Origin of the sequence: Streptomyces sp. NPDC059832, from assembly GCF_042731715.1 — a bacterium.
In the GTDB taxonomy this organism is placed as follows: Bacteria; Actinomycetota; Actinomycetes; order Streptomycetales; family Streptomycetaceae; genus Streptomyces.
Window position 1 is genome coordinate 399,337 of sequence record NZ_JBHWIY010000005.1, and the last position, 16,900, is coordinate 416,236.

At 72.0% G+C, this 16,900-nt stretch carries 13 protein-coding genes; 11 read left to right on the top strand and 2 right to left on the bottom strand.

The window, feature by feature from the left end:
* The first annotated feature begins 219 nt into the window (after positions 1–219).
* Both metK and ACFV8T_RS12035 read left to right on the top strand, forming a co-directional pair.
* The gene (metK, locus tag ACFV8T_RS12030) at positions 220–1,428 is read left to right on the top strand and encodes a methionine adenosyltransferase (RefSeq protein ID WP_266422003.1); all 1,209 of its coding nucleotides are present in this window, start codon (positions 220–222) and stop codon (positions 1,426–1,428) included.
* Between the two features lie 126 nt (positions 1,429–1,554).
* Positions 1,555–3,699, top strand: a complete 2,145-nt coding sequence (locus ACFV8T_RS12035; RefSeq protein ID WP_385326721.1) for a primosomal protein N' — start codon at positions 1,555–1,557, stop codon at positions 3,697–3,699.
* Between the two features lie 63 nt (positions 3,700–3,762).
* Here the strand turns inward: ACFV8T_RS12035 and ACFV8T_RS12040 are convergent, their stop codons facing one another.
* Complete coding sequence (locus ACFV8T_RS12040) at positions 3,763–4,311, bottom strand: hypothetical protein (protein ID WP_385326723.1); 549 nt, start codon at positions 4,309–4,311, stop codon at positions 3,763–3,765.
* A gap of 229 nt (positions 4,312–4,540) precedes the next feature.
* Here ACFV8T_RS12040 and fmt point away from each other — a divergent pair, with 229 nt between their 5' ends.
* From fmt to ACFV8T_RS12060, 4 genes are all read left to right on the top strand, one after another.
* Positions 4,541–5,473: a methionyl-tRNA formyltransferase gene (gene fmt, locus ACFV8T_RS12045; protein ID WP_385326724.1), complete on the top strand. Its 933-nt coding sequence runs from the start codon at positions 4,541–4,543 to the stop codon at positions 5,471–5,473.
* Positions 5,474–5,546: 73 nt separating this feature from the next.
* Complete coding sequence (locus ACFV8T_RS12050; protein ID WP_266422014.1) at positions 5,547–6,980, top strand: RsmB/NOP family class I SAM-dependent RNA methyltransferase; 1,434 nt, start codon at positions 5,547–5,549, stop codon at positions 6,978–6,980.
* Positions 6,981–7,171: 191 nt separating this feature from the next.
* On the top strand, positions 7,172–7,855 hold the full coding sequence (rpe, locus tag ACFV8T_RS12055; RefSeq protein ID WP_385326726.1) for a ribulose-phosphate 3-epimerase: 684 nt from the start codon (positions 7,172–7,174) through the stop codon (positions 7,853–7,855).
* 152 nt (positions 7,856–8,007) lie between these two features.
* The gene (locus ACFV8T_RS12060) at positions 8,008–9,024 is read left to right on the top strand and encodes a sugar-binding transcriptional regulator (protein WP_093541023.1); all 1,017 of its coding nucleotides are present in this window, start codon (positions 8,008–8,010) and stop codon (positions 9,022–9,024) included.
* Positions 9,025–9,120: 96 nt separating this feature from the next.
* On the opposite strand, the gene ACFV8T_RS12065 is transcribed toward ACFV8T_RS12060, so the two are convergent.
* Positions 9,121–10,143, bottom strand: a complete 1,023-nt coding sequence (locus ACFV8T_RS12065; protein ID WP_385326728.1) for a terpene cyclase — start codon at positions 10,141–10,143, stop codon at positions 9,121–9,123.
* A gap of 307 nt (positions 10,144–10,450) precedes the next feature.
* Here ACFV8T_RS12065 and ACFV8T_RS12070 point away from each other — a divergent pair, with 307 nt between their 5' ends.
* From ACFV8T_RS12070 to ACFV8T_RS12090, 5 genes are all read left to right on the top strand, one after another.
* A complete protein-coding gene (locus tag ACFV8T_RS12070) occupies positions 10,451–11,917 on the top strand; it encodes a GuaB1 family IMP dehydrogenase-related protein (protein ID WP_385326729.1) in 1,467 nt (488 codons plus the stop codon).
* 197 nt (positions 11,918–12,114) lie between these two features.
* Positions 12,115–13,572 (top strand): aldehyde dehydrogenase family protein, encoded by a 1,458-nt coding sequence (locus tag ACFV8T_RS12075; RefSeq protein ID WP_266422024.1) that lies wholly within the window; start codon positions 12,115–12,117, stop codon positions 13,570–13,572.
* A 110-nt stretch (positions 13,573–13,682) separates the two neighbouring features.
* Positions 13,683–14,138 (top strand): Lrp/AsnC family transcriptional regulator, encoded by a 456-nt coding sequence (locus tag ACFV8T_RS12080; RefSeq protein WP_189543760.1) that lies wholly within the window; start codon positions 13,683–13,685, stop codon positions 14,136–14,138.
* Between the two features lie 208 nt (positions 14,139–14,346).
* A complete protein-coding gene (locus tag ACFV8T_RS12085) occupies positions 14,347–15,144 on the top strand; it encodes a carbon-nitrogen hydrolase family protein (protein WP_385326732.1) in 798 nt (265 codons plus the stop codon).
* Positions 15,145–15,193: 49 nt separating this feature from the next.
* The gene (locus tag ACFV8T_RS12090) at positions 15,194–16,885 is read left to right on the top strand and encodes a flavin monoamine oxidase family protein (protein WP_385326733.1); all 1,692 of its coding nucleotides are present in this window, start codon (positions 15,194–15,196) and stop codon (positions 16,883–16,885) included.
* Positions 16,886–16,900 lie beyond the last annotated feature (15 nt).

Sequence of the window (16,900 nt, forward strand, 5' to 3'; positions counted from 1 at the left end):
CGGGCCGAAACCCTTGAAATATGGGCGTAAATGGCATTCTCCAAGGGTGATCGGCCCGCGTCGGCGGGGCGTGCCGCAGGTCACAGAACTCCCAAAGGGCGAGACATGTTGTCCGCCGAACGACAGCGACGGATAAACTGGGGCCGGACCATGCCGGGCGCAGCTCCCGGCCGTCCGCCAAATGATCAGCCAGCAGCCGCTGCAACCCCAGGGAGCGATGTGTCCCGCCGTCTCTTCACCTCGGAGTCCGTCACCGAGGGTCACCCCGACAAGATCGCTGACCAGATCAGCGACACCATTCTCGACGCGCTGCTCCGCGAGGACCCCCGGTCCCGCGTCGCCGTCGAGACCTTGATCACCACCGGTCTGGTGCATGTTGCGGGTGAGGTCACGACCAAGGCCTACGCCGACATTCCGACCCTCGTACGCAACAAGGTCCTCGAGATCGGCTACGACTCCTCCAAGAAGGGCTTCGACGGCGCCTCCTGCGGTGTCTCGGTGTCCATCGGGGCGCAGTCTCCCGACATCGCGCAGGGTGTCGACACCGCGTACGAGAAGCGGGTCGAGGGCGATGAGGACGAGCTCGACAAGCAGGGCGCCGGCGACCAGGGCCTGATGTTCGGCTACGCCTGCGACGAGACGCCCGAGCTCATGCCGCTCCCGATCTACCTCGCGCACCGGCTCTCCCGCCGGCTCTCCGAGGTCCGCAAGAACGGGACCATCCCGTACCTGCGCCCCGACGGCAAGACCCAGGTCACCATCGAGTACGACGGCGACAAGGCCGTCCGCCTCGACACGGTCGTCGTCTCCTCGCAGCACGCCAGCGACATCGACCTCGACTCGCTGCTCGCGCCCGACATCCGCGAGTTCGTCGTCGAGCACGTGCTCGCGCAGCTGATCGAGGACGGCATCAAGCTGGACACCGACGGCTACCGGCTGCTGGTCAACCCGACCGGGCGCTTCGAGATCGGTGGCCCGATGGGCGACGCCGGTCTGACCGGCCGCAAGATCATCATCGACACCTACGGCGGCATGGCCCGCCACGGCGGCGGTGCCTTCTCGGGCAAGGACCCGTCGAAGGTCGACCGCTCGGCCGCGTACGCCATGCGCTGGGTCGCCAAGAACGTCGTCGCCGCGGGCCTCGCCGCCCGTTGCGAGGTGCAGGTCGCGTACGCCATCGGCAAGGCCGAGCCGGTCGGGCTCTTCGTCGAGACGTTCGGCACCGCCGCCGTCGACACCGAGAAGATCGAGCACGCCATCGGCGAGGTCTTCGACCTCCGCCCGGCCGCGATCATCCGCGACCTCGACCTGCTCCGCCCGATCTACGCCCAGACCGCGGCCTACGGCCACTTCGGCCGTGAGCTTCCCGACTTCACCTGGGAGCGCACCGACCGCGTGGACGCGCTGCGCGCGGCGGCCGGTCTGTAGGACCGCCGCCTTCCTTCTGTACGCCGGGGCCCGGACATCGCACGCGGTGTCCGGGCCCCGGCATGTCCGGCCTCCGGTGCCCCCTCGCCGGGGCCGCTGTCAGTGGTGTCTGGTAGGTATGTGGCTGTGAGCAGCGACAACGAGCGATCCGCGGACCCCGGGGACGGGGCCCCGGAGCAGCTTGCGCTGATTCGGGAGACGGTGCGCAAGGCCAAGGTGCCGCGGGCCAAGCCGCGGACCTGGCGCGGCGCCGCGCTCGCCAAGGAGCTGCCCGTCGCCCGGGTGCTGGTCAACAAGGGCGTGCTCCATCTCGACCAGTACTTCGACTACGCGGTGCCCGAGGAGCTCGACGCCGAGGCACAGCCCGGGGTCCGGGTGCGGGTGCGCTTCGGGGCCGGGGGGCGCAATGTGCGCGGCGGCCGGCGCGAGGGCGGCGGGCTGATCGACGGCTTCCTCGTCGAGCGGCGCGCCGAATCGGACTACCCGGGCGCCCTCGCGGCGCTCGCCTACGTCGTATCGCCCGAACCGGTGCTGGGCCCGGAGCTGCTCGCGCTCGCGCGCGCCGTCGCCGACCGCTACGCGGGCAGCCTCGCCGATGTGCTCCAGCTCGCCGTGCCGCCCCGGAACGGCAGGGCCGAGTCCAGATCCTCGCCCGAGCCCCTGCCGCCGCCGTCCGCACCGTCGGCGGGGAGCTGGCAGCGGTACGCACAGGGGCCGGCGTTCCTGCGGGCGCTGGCCGAGGGCGGTGCGCCCCGGGCCGTCTGGACCGCGCTGCCCGGACCCCACTGGCCCGAGGAGATCGCCAGGGCCATGGCCGCGACCCTCGCGTCCGGGCGCGGCGCCCTCGTCGTCGTCCCCGACGGCCGGGCCGCGGGGCGGGTGGACACCGCGCTCACCGAGCTGCTCGGCCCGGGGCGCCACGCGCTGCTGACCGCCGACTCCGGACCGGAGAAGCGGTACCGGGAGTGGCTCGCCGTGCGGCGCGGTTCGGTGCGGGCGGTCGTCGGGACCAGAGCGGCGATGTTCGCGCCGGTCGCCGATCTCGGCCTGGTCGCCGTCTGGGACGACGGGGACGCCAGCCACAGCGACGACAACGCCCCCTTCCCGCACGTCCGCGAGGTGCTCGAACTACGGGCCGCGCACGGCCGCTGCGCGTTCCTGCTCGGCGGTACGAACTGCACGGTGGAGGCCGCCCAGCTGGTGGAGAGCGGCTGGGCGCTGCCGCTGCGCGCGGACCGGGAGCAGCTGCGGATCGCGGCGCCCCTGGTGCGTACGGTCGGCGACGGGGAGCTGGCGCGGGACGGCGCCGCGAGGGCCGCGCGGCTGCCCAGCCTGGCCTGGCAGACGGTACGGGACGGGTTGCGCAGCGGCCCCGTCCTGGTCCAGGTGCCACGCCGCGGATACGCGCCGCGGCTGGCCTGCGAGCGCTGCCGCGAGCCCGCCCGGTGCCGGCACTGCGCGGGACCGCTCCAGGCCCCGGACCAGCGGGATCTCGACTGCGCCTGGTGCGGGCGGGCCGAGACCGCCTGGCACTGCGTCGCCTGCGGCTCCAACCGGCTGCGGGCCCAGATCGTCGGCGCCCGCCGGACGGCCGAGGAGCTGGGCCGGGCGTTTCCCGCCGTGCCGGTGCGGACGTCCGGCCGCGACCACATCCTCGACTCGGTGCCCCACGTGCCCGCGCTGGTCGTCAGCACCCCCGGCGCCGAGCCCGTCGCCGAGGGCGGCTACGCGGCCGCGCTGCTGCTGGACGGCTGGGCGATGGTCGGCCGCCCCGATCTGCGGGCGGGTGAGGAGGCGCTGCGCCGCTGGACGGCCGCGGCCTCGCTGGTGCGAGGGCAGCCGGAGGGCGGCACGGTGGTGATCGTCGCCGAGCCGACGCTGCGGCCCGTACAGGCCCTGGTGCGCTGGGACCCGGTCGGACACGCCCGCCGTGAGCTGGCGGAACGGGCCGAGCTCGGCTTCCCCCCGGTGTCCCGGATGGCCGCGGTGACCGGCACGCCGGAGGCGCTGGCCGCCTTCCTCGCGGCGGCCGAGCTGCCGCCGGAGGTCGAGGTGCTGGGCCCGGTCCCGGTGCCGGTCACCGGACCGGGCAGGCCCCGCAGACCCGGGGAAGCGCCGCCGGGGGAGTCCTGGGAGCGGGCGCTGCTCAGGGTGCCTCCGGGCAGCGGGGCGGCGCTGGCGGCGGCGTTGAAGGCCGCGCAGGCGGCGCGGATGTCCCGGGGGAGCGGTGAGCAGGTCCGGATCAGGGTGGATCCGCCGGACATCGGGTGACCGGGTGCGGAGAGGAGGCTGCCCCGCCGCGCGTCGGGCGCGGCGGGGCAGAGGGCGGGGCGGTCAGCCGTTGCGTGGGCCGGGGAAGGCGCCGGGGCGCAGGTCCTCGCGCAGCGACGGGCGGTCCGCCGACGGCTGCGGCGGCATGGAGCGTGCGGCGGGCACGGCGGGCAGCGCGGGCGCGTTGCCGGTGCCGGGCACGACGGGCAGGGAGCGCGGCACCCCGGCCTCCGCGCCGGTTTCGCCCGGCCCCGGCTGGCGGGCGTTGCGGCGCGCGCCGTAGCGGCGGTGCACGGCCTGCTTGGTGACCCCGAGCGCGGAGCCCACCGCGTCCCAGGAGAAGCCCAGCGAGCGGTCGAAGTCGACTGCGGCGGTGACCAGGGTCTCGACGCTGTCGCGCAGTTCCTGGGCCAGCCTGACGGTGGGGGCCGGGGCCCTGCCGTAGACGACGAAGCCCGTGGACGGGCCGGAGCGGCGCGGACGGTAGACGTTGCCCAGTTGGGCGGTGAGCGTGCGCAGCGCGTCCACCTGCCGCCGGACCCGCTCGATGTCGCGCACCAACAGATGCAGACTGGCCCTCGCTTGGGCGTCGTGGGTTGCGTGGTCGGCCATGAAGAAGCCTCTCGAACCGGCGTTGAAAGGGATCGGGCCGCACCGTGGCGGCTCGCTTCGGTCAATCTCTCTTGACCAACGCCTCAGCTGTGGATCTGGTCACGCTTCAGGGGCGCGTGCGCCCTTCAAAGGGGCGCACGGCCATGCGTACGCCCCCCGGCCGCCCGGCCCATAGAATTGTGCGTTGCTCGTCACCGCACGTTCCGGCCCGAGAGGCAGTCAGCCACCCATGAAGCTCGTCTTCGCAGGCACCCCCGAGGTAGCCGTACCCGCCCTGGACGCCCTGATCGCCTCCGACCGGCACGAGGTGGCCGCCGTGGTGACCCGGCCCGACGCCCCCGCCGGGCGGGGCCGCCGCCTGGTCGCCAGCCCCGTCGCCGAGCGCGCCGCGGAGGCCGGTATCGAGGTACTGAAGCCCGTCCGGCCGCGCGACGAGGACTTCCTCGCCCGGCTCCGCGAGATCGCCCCGGACTGCTGCCCGGTCGTCGCCTACGGGGCGCTGCTCCCCAAGGAGGCGCTCGGCGTCCCCGCCCGCGGCTGGGTCAACCTCCACTTCTCGCTGCTGCCCGCCTGGCGCGGCGCGGCCCCCGTGCAGCACGCGGTCATGGCCGGGGACGAGGTGACCGGCGCGTCGACCTTCCTGATCGAGGAGGGGCTCGACTCCGGACCGGTGTACGGCGTCCTCACCGAGGAGGTGCGTCCCACCGACACCAGCGGTGACCTGCTCACCCGGCTGGCGTTCGCCGGCGCTGGGCTGCTCGCCGCGACGATGGACGGCATCGAGGACGGCACCCTGCACGCCGTGCCGCAGCCGGCGGAGGGCATCACCCTCGCACCGAAGATCACCGTCGAGGACGCCCAGGTGCAGTGGTCGGCACCCGCCCTGCGGGTGGACCGCGTGGTGCGCGGCTGCACGCCCGCTCCCGGCGCGTGGACGCTGTTTCGGGGGGAGCGCCTCAAGCTGATCCAGGCGGTGCCCGTCCTGGACCGCGCCGATCTGGCTCCCGGCGAGCTGTCGGCCGCCAAGAACAACGTGTACGTGGGCACCGGATCGCACGCGGTCGAGCTGCTCTGGGTCCAGCCGCAGGGCAAGAAGCCGATGCGGGCCGCGGACTGGGCCCGCGGGGTGCGGATCGCCCACGGCGAGCTGCTGGGGAGCTGAGGCCCTCCGGGGCCGGGGCGGCGACGTAGGCTGGGAGGGTTCGTCCTCTCACCATCAGCGGAGCACCTTTCACGTGAACGACCAGCAGCGTCGCCGTCCCGCCAAGCCGCATCGCCGCCCCAAGAAGGACCCGGTCCGGTTCCTCGCCTTCGAAGCCCTCAGGGCCGTCGACGAACGGGACGCGTACGCCAACCTCGTCCTGCCCCCGCTGCTGAAGAAGGCGCGCGCCAAGGGCGACTTCGACAACCGGGACGCGGCGCTGGCGACCGAGCTGGTCTACGGCACGCTGCGCCGCCAGGGGACGTACGACGCGATCGTCGCGGCCTGCATCGACCGCCCGCTGCGCGAGGTCGACCCGCCGGTCCTGGACGTGCTCAACATGGGCGTGCACCAGCTCCTGGGCACCCGTATCCCCACCCACGCGGCGGTCTCCGCCAGCGTGGAGCTGGCCCGGGTGGTGCTCGGCGAGGGGCGGGCCAAGTTCGTCAACGCCGTGCTGCGCAAGGTCACCGCGGACGACCTCGACGGCTGGGTGGCCCGTGTGGCCCCGTCGTACGAGGAGGACGCCGAGGACCACCTCGCGGTCGTGCACTCGCATCCGCGCTGGGTCGTCTCGGCCCTGTGGGACGCGCTGGGCGGCGGCCGGGCCGGGATCGAGGACCTCCTCGAAGCGGACAACGAGCGGCCGGAGGTCACCCTGGTCGCCCGCCCCGGCCGCTCCACCACCGACGAGCTGCTCACCGCCCTCGGCGACGGGAACGGCCTGCCGGGCCGCTGGTCGCCGTACGCCGTGCGGATGGCGGAGGGCGGCGAGCCCGGCGCCCTGACCGCCGTCCAGGAGGGCCGCGCCGGGGTCCAGGACGAGGGCAGCCAGCTGGTGGCCGCCGCCCTCGCCAACGCACCGGTGGAGGGCGGCGACAACCGCTGGCTCGACGGCTGCGCGGGACCCGGCGGCAAGGCCGCCCTGCTCGCCGCACTCGCCGCCGAACGGGGCGCCGCCCTGCTCGCCGCCGAGAAGCAGCCGCACCGGGCCCGCCTCGTCGAGCGCGCGCTGGCCGGCAACCCCGGCCCGTACCAGGTGATCACCGCCGACGGCACCCGCCCGCCGTGGCGGCACGGCAGCTTCGACCGGGTCCTGATGGACGTGCCGTGCTCGGGCCTCGGCGCCCTGCGGCGCCGCCCGGAGGCGCGCTGGCGGCGCCGCAAGGAGGACCTGGAGAACTTCGCGCCGCTCCAGCGCGGCCTGCTGCGCGAGGCGTTGAAGGCCGTACGGGTCGGCGGCATCGTCGGCTACGCGACCTGCTCGCCGCACCTCGCGGAGACCCGGGTCGTCGTCGACGACGTGCTCAAGGGGCGGGGCGGTCAGCCCGTCGATGCCGAGTGGGTGGACGCCCGCCCGCTGATGCCGGGCGTGCCCGCGCTGGGCGACGGCCCCGACGTCCAGCTGTGGCCGCATCTGCACGGCACGGACGCGATGTACCTGGCCCTGCTGCGGCGCACCGCCTGAACCGGGCCGACGGGCCTCGGGGGTCCCGGCGTGTTCCGTGCACCGCCGGGGCCGCCCGAAGCGCCCGCCACGGGCCGAAACGCCCGTATCGTGCGGCCGGAGCGCCCGGATCGAGCGAACTGTAATGATCCCGTGAGGCTTTGGCCCTCACCGGGGCGGGGAAGCGGCGCGGAACATGGCAGGCTTGGGACATGGCCCAGATCAACCCCAGCATCCTGTCCGCCGACTTCGCCCGTCTCGCCGAGGAGGCGAAGGCGGTCGAAGGCGCCGACTGGCTCCACGTCGATGTGATGGACAACCACTTCGTGCCCAATCTGACCCTCGGCGTGCCGATCGTCGAATCGCTCAGCCGGGCCACGGACACCCCGCTGGACTGCCATCTGATGATCGCGGACCCGGACCGCTGGGCTCCCCAGTACGTCGAGGCCGGCGCCGGTTCCGTCACCTTCCACGCGGAGGCCGCGGCAGCCCCCGTACGGCTGGCGCGGGAGATCCGGGCCAAGGGCGCCCGCGCCTCCATGGCGCTCAAGCCCGCGACGCCCATCGAGCCCTACGAGGACCTGCTCCCCGAGCTCGACATGCTGCTGATCATGACGGTGGAGCCGGGCTTCGGCGGCCAGGCCTTCCTGGACATCATGCTGCCGAAGATCCGCCGCACCCGTGAGCTGATCTCCAAGCACGGTCTCGAACTGTGGCTCCAGGTCGACGGCGGCGTCTCCGCGGCCACCATCGAGCGGTGCGCCGAGGCCGGTGCGGATGTCTTCGTCGCGGGTTCGGCGGTGTACGGGGCGACGGACCCGGCCGAAGCGGTGCGGGCCCTGCGCGCCCAGGCCGACGGGGCCACCGCCTCGGCGGCCTGGGCGTGCGGCCACTGACACCGGCACCGACTCCCGCCGCCGATCGCGGGTCGGCCGGGCCAAGGGCAGATGAACTCGGTCCGACGGGACCGATCAGGGAACGCCGTATCTGACAGGATGAACGGCGTATCGAGAGTGTGAACAGCAGTGAGGAGATCGCGGTGTCTGCTATGTCGGCGGGCCGGTCCGCCCTGCGGATGGGGCCCGCGGAGCTGGTGCAGGCGGCGGCCATGGCCCGCCGCTTCTACCTCGAGGGAAAGTCGAAGATCCAGATCGCCGAGGAGTTCGGCGTCAGCCGCTTCAAGGTGGCCCGGGTCCTGGAGACGGCTCTTGAGCGCGACCTCGTACGGATCGAGATCCGCGTCCCCGCCGAGCTGGACGCCGAGCGCTCCGACGCGCTCCGGGCCCGCTACGGGCTGCGCCACGCGGTCGTCGTCGAATCCCCGGCCGAGGAGCAGGACGACGCACCGGACCCGGAGAACCTGGGCGAGGTCGCGGCCGATCTCCTCGGCGAACTGGTGAACGAGGGCGATGTGCTCGGTCTGGCCTGGGGCCGGTCCACCATCCACATGGCCGCGGCGCTCGACCGGCTGCCACCGTGCACGGTCGTGCAGCTCACCGGGGTGTACGACGCGGGGACGGCCGAGCGCGGCTCCGTCGAGGCGGTCCGGCGGGCCGCCCAGGTGTCCGGCGGCGAGGCCCACCCCATCTACGCGCCGATGCTGCTGCCCGACCCGGCCACGGCCGCCGCGCTGCGCCACCAGACCGGTATCGCCCGCGCCTTCGACTACTTCGACAAGGTGACGGTCGCGGCGGTCTCCATCGGCTCCTGGGAGCCGGGCATCTCGACCGTCCACGACATGCTCAGCGACGAGGAGCGGGCGCACTACGCCTCGCTCGGCGTCGCGGCGGAGATGTCGGCGCACCTCTTCGACACCGAGGGGCGGCGGGTCGGCCGGGACCTGGGGGAGCGGTGCATCACGGTCGAGGCCGACCGGCTGCGCCGGATCCCCGAGGTGGTGGCCATCGCGGGCGGGCAGCGCAAGGCCGCGGCGATCGGGGCGGTGCTGAGGTCCGGGCTCGTCACCAGCCTGGTGACGGACACGGCGGCGGCCGACTATCTGCTGACCGAGTCGGCGGCGCCGCAGCGGCCGGCGCTGGAGCGGGCCGATCCGGACGGGGACTGAGCGGTCCGGGGGCGGCCGCGGCCGCCCCCGCGGACGGCGGCCACCGAACCGCCCGGACCGCGCGTGCGCCGTCCGGGCGGGGTCCGGCCCGGTGGTTCAGTCCCGTGCCACGCCCAGGACCGTCGCCTCCAGGTACTCCTGCGGCTCCTCGTACTGACTCACGTCGGCCGGGTTGTAGCGCGGGGTCTGCCGCGACCAGTCGAGATTGCCGCGCATCCAGCTCTGCATGCCCTCCAGGTACGGCGTGAGCATCCAGGACAGCTGCGGGTACGCGGCCAGCAGCTCGGCCTCGGCGCTGAGGAAGCGCTCCGTCTCCGCCGCGATCTCCGCGCAGACGTGTTCGAGCGCCCGCCGCTCCCCGTAGCCGCGATGGTGCCGGACCAGATGGACGAGATTGTGGATCTCGCCGAGCACCTGTTCCTTCTCGTACGAGTACACGTCGTTGGCCCAGCACACGACATTGCACGAGGCTTCCAGCGCGGTGATGAACCGGGAGTCGTTGTGGATCGACTCGGGAGCCTCGATCCCGGCGACGATCTCTATCAGGTCCATGCAGACATGTATCGCACCGGTGTGGCGGCGCTTGGCGATGTACGTCTCCTCGGACGGCACCACACCGGCGGCCCGGTTCCCCGCCTCCCACGTGGTGGCCGTCGTGAGATACGTGGTGAGGTGCCAGCCGAACCGGGTGCGCCAGTGCGCGGCGGCGGTCGGCGTCGTCCGCTCCCACAGATCGGCCAGGGCGATCACGGCGGCGGGCAGCTGTCCCTCCGGCAGGGTGCCCGGGGTGTCGCCCCCGATCACGGCCCGCATCAGATCGACCACGTCCCGCACCCGCTCCGGGCTGCGGCCGAGATGGCCGTCGTCGAGCTGGTCGTCGACGAGAAACAGCCATACGAACCAGTCGGCGACGAGGTCGAGATTCTTGCTGTCCGCGGTCGGATACACCATGCCGACGAATGAGCCGAAGTCCGCCTGCGCGAAGCGGTCCCTGGCCGAATCACGGTGCACCAGGCCGGTGTTGCGCGTCCATTCGTCGAGGTGGACCCTGGTGTGCCCGACGTGCGGGTTGGTTCGCTGGGGGAACGGGCAGTAGATGTCCGGCAGTTCGCTCTCCACGGGTGGGTCGTGATCCTCTCCGGTCGTACGTGTGACGGAAGTTGTGACCCTTCCGGCTGTTCCTCCGGGGCGTAGACGAGACCCACGGGACCTGCGGCTTTGAAGCTACCCGACCCCTTGTCACCAGGTCCAGGGAAGATGATCGGGAATGATTCGAACGTCCCTCGGGTAGTGTCCGCGGGCAAGGCAGGTTCCACTTGCCCGGGACTCCCGCCCGGTTCCTTCGGAGGAACATCTGAACGCGGGTGTCCTTTGTTGTGTCTTCGTGGAAGCGACCTGCTCCGTTTCGTGTGAAAAAATGAGCGTTATGCGTTTTCTTGAGCCCGGTACTGGTCGTTACACAGAGTCCCCCTCGGTCCCGTACGACCTCACGTACGACGACGTCTTCATGGTCCCGGGCCGTTCGGCAGTCGGTTCCCGCCAGGGTGTCGATCTCTCCTCGCCCGACGGCACCGGCACCACCATCCCGCTCGTCGTCGCGAACATGACGGCCATCGCGGGCCGGCGGATGGCCGAAACGATCGCCCGCCGCGGTGGGCTCGTCGTCATCCCGCAGGACATCCCGATCGAGGTCGTCACCGACGTCATCTCCTGGGTGAAGACGCGGCACCTGGTGCTCGACACGCCGATCGTGCTGGCCCCGGGCCAGACGGTCGCCGACGCCCTGTCACTGCTGCCGAAGCGCGCGCACGGCGCGGGCGTCGTCGTCGACGAGGAGCAGCGGCCCCTCGGTGTCGTCACCGAGCACGACCTGACCGGCGTCGACCGCTTCACCCAGCTCTCCGAGGTCATGTCCAAGGACCTGGTGCTGCTCGACGCGGACATCGACCCGCGCGACGCGTTCAACAAGCTGGACGGCGCCAACCGCAAGCTCGCCCCCGCCGTCGACGCGGAGGGCCGGCTCGTCGGCATCCTCACCCGTAAGGCCGCCCTGCGCGCCACCCTGTACACCCCCGCCACCGACGCCGACGGCAGGCTGCGGATCGCCGCCGCCGTCGGGATCAACGGCGATGTCGCGGGCAAGGCCAAGCAGCTTCTCGACGCGGGCGTCGACACGCTCGTCGTGGACACCGCCCACGGCCACCAGGAGTCCATGATCAGCGCGGTCCGGGCCGTCCGCGCGCTCGACCCGCACGTCCCGATCGTCGCGGGCAACATCGTCGCCGCCGAGGGCGTGCGCGACCTCATCGAGGCCGGCGCGGACATCATCAAGGTCGGTGTCGGCCCCGGCGCCATGTGCACCACCCGGATGATGACCGGTGTGGGCCGGCCGCAGTTCTCCGCCGTTCTGGAGTGCGCCGCCGAGGCCAGGAAGTACGGCAAGCACGTCTGGGCGGACGGCGGCGTCCGGCACCCGCGCGATGTCGCCATGGCGCTCGCCGCGGGCGCGTCCAACGTGATGATCGGCTCCTGGTTCGCCGGAACGTACGAGTCGCCCGGCGACCTCCAGCAGTCCGCCGACGGCCGCTTCTACAAGGAGTCCTTCGGCATGGCGTCCGCGCGCGCCGTGAAGAACCGCACCTCGGACGAGTCCTCGTACGACCGGGCCCGCAAGGCGCTCTTCGAGGAGGGCATCTCCACCTCGCGGATGTTCCTCGACCCGGCCAGGCCCGGCGTCGAGGACCTGATCGACTCGATCATCGCGGGCGTCCGCTCCTCCTGCACCTACGCCGGTGCGGCCTCCCTGGCGGAGTTCGCCGAGAAGGCGGTCGTCGGGGTGCAGAGCGCCGCCGGCTACGCCGAGGGCAAGCCGCTGCACGCCAGCTGGAGTTGATCCCGAAGCGCCGCAACGCCGGTGCCCCTCCAGGCCGTTCGGGCCCGGAGGGGCACCGGCGTTTTCAGGTGCTTTCACCGGATGGCACGGATGTCCGGTTCCGGCCCCGGCGGACTCGGCCATCCGGTTCAACCCCATTGGAATGTAAGTAACATGAAGCCCCATCAGCTGCCCGTTCCTCCGTGGTAAGGGATCTCATGTCCTTCTTCACCGACCTGGCTCATCAGTACATCGACGGAGAGTGGAGGCCGGGCAAGGGCTCCTGGGACATCATCGACTTCAATCCGTACAACGGTGAGAAGCTGGCCTCGATCACGGTCGCCACGGCCGACGAGGTGGACCAGGCCTACCGGTCCGCGCAGGACGCCCAGCGGGCCTGGGGCGACACCAACCCGTACGCCAGGCGGATGGTGCTGGAGCGGGCGCTGCGCATCGTCGAGGAGCGCGAGTCCGAGATCGGCGACGCGATCGTCGCGGAACTGGGCGGCACCCGGCTGAAGGCGGCCTTCGAGCTGCACCTCGCCAAGGAGTTCCTGCGGGAGTCGGTCCAGCTCGCGCTGCGGCCCGCCGGGCAGATACTGCCTTCGCCGACCGAGGGCAAGGAGAACCGTGTCTACCGGGTGCCCGTCGGCGTCGTGGGCGTCATCAGCCCCTTCAACTTCCCGTTCCTGCTGTCGCTGAAGTCGGTCGCCCCCGCCCTGGCCCTCGGCAACGCGGTGGTGCTCAAGCCGCACCAGAACACCCCGGTCTGCGGCGGCACGCTGGTGGCGAAGGTGTTCGAGGAGGCCGGACTGCCGGCCGGCCTCCTGAACGTCGTGGTCACCGACATCGCCGAGATCGGTGACGCGCTGCTGGAGCACCCCGTTCCGCAGGTCATCTCCTTCACCGGCTCGGACAAGGTGGGGCGGCACGTCGCCACGGTCTGCGCGGCGAACCTCAAGCGCGCCGTGCTCGAACTCGGCGGCAACAGCGCGCTGATCGTCCTCGACGACGCCGATCTGGACTACGCCGTGGACGCGGCCGTGTTCAGCCGTTACGTGCACCAGGGCCAGGTCTGCATGGCCGCCAACCGGATCCTGGTCGACCGGGCGGTGGAGAAGGAGTTCACCGAGAAGTTCGTCGCCAAGGTCGCCTCGCTGCCGGTCGGCGACCCGGCCGACCCGGAGACCGTGATCGGCCCACTGATCAACTCCTCGCAGGCCGAGGCCATTTCCTCGCTCGTCGAGCAGACCGTGGCGGCCGGTGCGACGGCCCTGCTGCACGGCCGGGCCGACGGCAATCTGGTGAGCCCGTCCGTGCTGACCGGGCTGGCCGCCGATTCCCCCGTCCTGTCCCAGGAGATCTTCGGGCCGGTCGCGCTCCTCGTGCCGTTCGACGGCGAGGACGAGGCGGTACGGATCGCCAACGACACCCCGTACGGCCTGAGCGGTGCGGTGCACACCGGTGACATCGAGCGCGGCGTACGGGTCGGGCAGCGCATCCACACCGGCATGATCCACATCAACGACGGCACGGTCCACGACGAGCCGATCGTCCCCTTCGGCGGCGAGAAGAGCTCCGGCCTCGGCCGGCTGAACGGCGACGCGATGGTCGAGGCCTTCACCAGCCAGAAGTGGATCTCGGTGCAGCACGGCCGCTCGCGGTTCCCGTTCTGACCGGTCACGCCCTGCGGTGAGCGCGCCCGGCCGGGCGCGCCATGGTCTACTTCGGGGGCGGCCCGCGCCGCCCCCGACACCGGCCATCGCAGAGAAGTGACCCGCCCGAAGTGCGCCTGAACGACCTCGACGAACGCATCGTCCACGCCCTCGCCGAAGACGCCCGGCGCTCCTACGCCGACATCGGCGCGATGATCGGCCTGTCCGCGCCCGCCGTGAAACGCCGCGTGGACCGGCTGCGCGCCGAGGGCGCCATCACCGGCTTCACCGTCCGGGTGGACCCGGCGGCGCTGGGCTGGGAGACCGAGGGGTTCATCGAGATCTACTGCAGCCGCAACACCTCGCCGGAGGCGATCAAGCAGGGGCTCGCGCGCTATCCGGAGATCGCTTCGGCGTCCACGGTGACGGGGGAGGCCGACGCGATCGTGCAGGTCTTCGCCGCGGACATGCGCCACTTCGAGCAGGTCCTGGAGCGGATCGCGGGCGAGCCGTACGTGGAGCGGACGAAGTCCGTGCTGGTGCTGTCGCCGTTGCTGCGCCGGTACTCCTCGGGCGCGCCGGAGTAGGTGCCGGGCGGGCCGGCCGACTGTCCCGCGTGAGACCTGGGTCACCCTTTTGACCTGCGACGACGCCCCACGCAATGAATCGCCGCCGGTGGCCGTCGGCGCGCAATGGATCGACGGTGTACGCGCAACGGTCGCGCCTTGTCGGGCCCGAGCGGCGGACCGTACCGTCGATACGTCCCCGCCCCGCCCGCACCGTCCGAGGTCAGCCATGCCGCCGTTGCGCACCGCCCTGCTCCAGAGCTCCGGACGACCCGGGCACGTGGACGAGAACATCGAGACGCTCGGCGAAGCCGCACGGCGGGCGGCCGAGGCCGGGGCGCGACTGCTGGTCTGCCCCGAACTGTTCCTGACCGGATACGCCATCGGGGCCGATGTGCCCCGGCTGGCCGAGCCGGCCGACGGGCCGTCCGCCCTGGCCGTCGGCGAGATCGCCGCACGGCACGGGCTGGCCGTCCTCTACGGCTACCCGGAGCGCGCCGGCGAGCGGATCTTCAACGCCGCGCAGCTCATCGGTCCGGACGGGGCGGCGCTCGCGAACTACCGCAAGACCCACCTCTTCGGCGGCTTCGAGCAGGAGTGGTTCACCCCGGGTGAGCGGACCGTGGTCCAGGCCGAACTGGACGGCGTACGCGTCGGGATCATGATCTGCTACGACGTCGAGTTCCCGGAGAACGTCCGCGCGCACGCCCTCGCGGGCACCGATCTGCTCCTGGTGCCCACCGCGCAGATGCACCCCTTCCAGTTCGTCGCCGAGTCCGTCGTGCCGGTCCGTGCCTTCGAGAACCAGATGTACGTGGCATACGTCAACAGGACCGGCCCGGAAGGCGAGTTCGAGTTCGTCGGGCTGAGCTGTCTGGCCGGCCCCGACGGCACCGTCCGCACCCGCGCCGGACGCGGCGAGGAACTGGTCGTCGGCGAGGTCGACCCCGATTTCCTGAGCGCCTCGCGCGCCGCCAACCCGTATCTGCACGACCGCCGCCCCGGTCTGTACGGCTCCCTCGTCTGAGCCCGCACCCCACCGTTCCACCTTCATTCGCGCAAGGAGTCCCTGCCCCATGACGTCCACGGTGCCCAACGCCGTCCAGCACACCGACGCCACCGAGCCGATCACCATGTTCGGACCGGACTTCCCCTACGCGTACGACGACTTCCTGGCGCACCCGGCCGGCATCGGCCAGATTCCCGCGACCGAGCACGGCACCGAGGTCGCCGTCATCGGCGGCGGACTCTCCGGCATCGTCGCCGCGTACGAGCTGATGAAGATGGGGCTCAAGCCCGTCGTCTACGAGGCGGACGAGATCGGCGGCCGGCTGCGCACCGTCGGGTTCGACGGATGCGACCCGGAACTCACCGCCGAGATGGGCGCGATGCGGTTCCCGCCGTCCTCCACCGCGCTCCAGCACTACATCGACCTGGTCGGCCTGGAGACCAGGCCGTTCCCCAACCCGCTCTCCGCGGCCACCCCGTCGACCGTCGTCGACCTCAAGGGCGAGTCGCACTACGCGCGGACCATCGACGACCTGCCGCAGGTCTACCGCGATGTGATGGACGCCTGGAACCGGTGCCTGGAAGAGGGCGCGGACTTCTCCGACATGAACCGCGCGATGCGCGAGCGCGACGTGCCGCGCATCCGGGAGATCTGGGCGAACCTCGTCCAGAAGCTCGACAACCAGACCTTCTACGGATTCCTCTGCGACTCCGACGCCTTCAGGTCGTTCCGGCACCGGGAGATCTTCGGCCAGGTCGGCTTCGGCACCGGCGGCTGGGACACCGACTTCCCCAACTCCATCCTGGAGATCCTCCGCGTCGTCTACACCGAGGCGGACGACCACCACCGCGGCATCGTCGGCGGCAGCCAGCAGCTCCCGCTGCGGCTCTGGGACCGCGAGCCGCAGAAGATCGTCCACTGGCCGCTCGGCACGTCCCTGTCCTCGCTGCACGAGGGCGAGCCGCGCCCCGCCGTGACCCGGCTGAACCGCACCGCCGGCAACCGGATCACCGTCACCGACGCCACCGGCGACATCCGCACCTACCCGGCCGCGATCTTCACCGGGCAGTCCTGGCTGCTGCTCTCGAAGATCGACTGCGACGACGCGCTCTTCCCGATCGACCACTGGACGGCGATGGAGCGCACCCACTACATGGAGTCGTCCAAGCTCTTCGTTCCCGTCGACCGGCCGTTCTGGCTGGACAAGGACGCGGCCACGGGGCGGGACACCATGTCGATGACGCTCACCGACCGGATGACCCGGGGGACGTACCTGCTGGACGACGGCCCCGACCGGCCCGCCGTCATCTGTCTCTCGTACACCTGGTGCGACGACAGTCTGAAGTGGCTGCCGCTCTCCCCGAACGAGCGCATGGACGTCATGCTCAAGTCGCTCGGCGAGATCTATCCGGACGTCGACATCAGGAAGCACGTCATCGGCAACCCGGTGACCGTCTCCTGGGAGAACGAGCCGTGGTTCATGGGGGCGTTCAAGGCCAATCTGCCGGGCCACTACCGCTACCAGCGGCGGTTGTTCACCCACTTCATGCAGGACCGGCTGCCCGCCGACCGCCGGGGCCTGTTCCTCGCGGGCGACGACATCTCCTGGACGGCCGGATGGGCCGAGGGCGCCGTACAGACCGCGCTCAACGCCGTCTGGGGCGTGATGACCCAGTTCGGCGGCGCGACCGATGCGACGAACCCCGGCCCCGGCGACGTTTTCGACGACATCGCCCCGGTCGAACTCCCGGAGGACTGAGCCGTCTTGCGGCTT

Excerpts from the sequence above, each read along its gene's own strand:
- ACFV8T_RS12040 (WP_385326723.1), bottom strand. The coding sequence starts at position 4,311 with ATGGCCGACCACGCAACCCACGACGCCCAAGCGAGGGCCAGTCTGCAT.
- fmt (WP_385326724.1), top strand. The coding sequence starts at position 4,541 with ATGAAGCTCGTCTTCGCAGGCACCCCCGAGGTAGCCGTACCCGCCCTG.
- rpe (WP_385326726.1), top strand. The coding sequence starts at position 7,172 with ATGGCCCAGATCAACCCCAGCATCCTGTCCGCCGACTTCGCCCGTCTC.
- ACFV8T_RS12060 (WP_093541023.1), top strand. The coding sequence starts at position 8,008 with ATGTCGGCGGGCCGGTCCGCCCTGCGGATGGGGCCCGCGGAGCTGGTG.
- ACFV8T_RS12070 (WP_385326729.1), top strand. The coding sequence starts at position 10,451 with ATGCGTTTTCTTGAGCCCGGTACTGGTCGTTACACAGAGTCCCCCTCG.
- ACFV8T_RS12075 (WP_266422024.1), top strand. The coding sequence starts at position 12,115 with ATGTCCTTCTTCACCGACCTGGCTCATCAGTACATCGACGGAGAGTGG.
- ACFV8T_RS12085 (WP_385326732.1), top strand. The coding sequence starts at position 14,347 with ATGCCGCCGTTGCGCACCGCCCTGCTCCAGAGCTCCGGACGACCCGGG.
- ACFV8T_RS12090 (WP_385326733.1), top strand. The coding sequence starts at position 15,194 with ATGACGTCCACGGTGCCCAACGCCGTCCAGCACACCGACGCCACCGAG.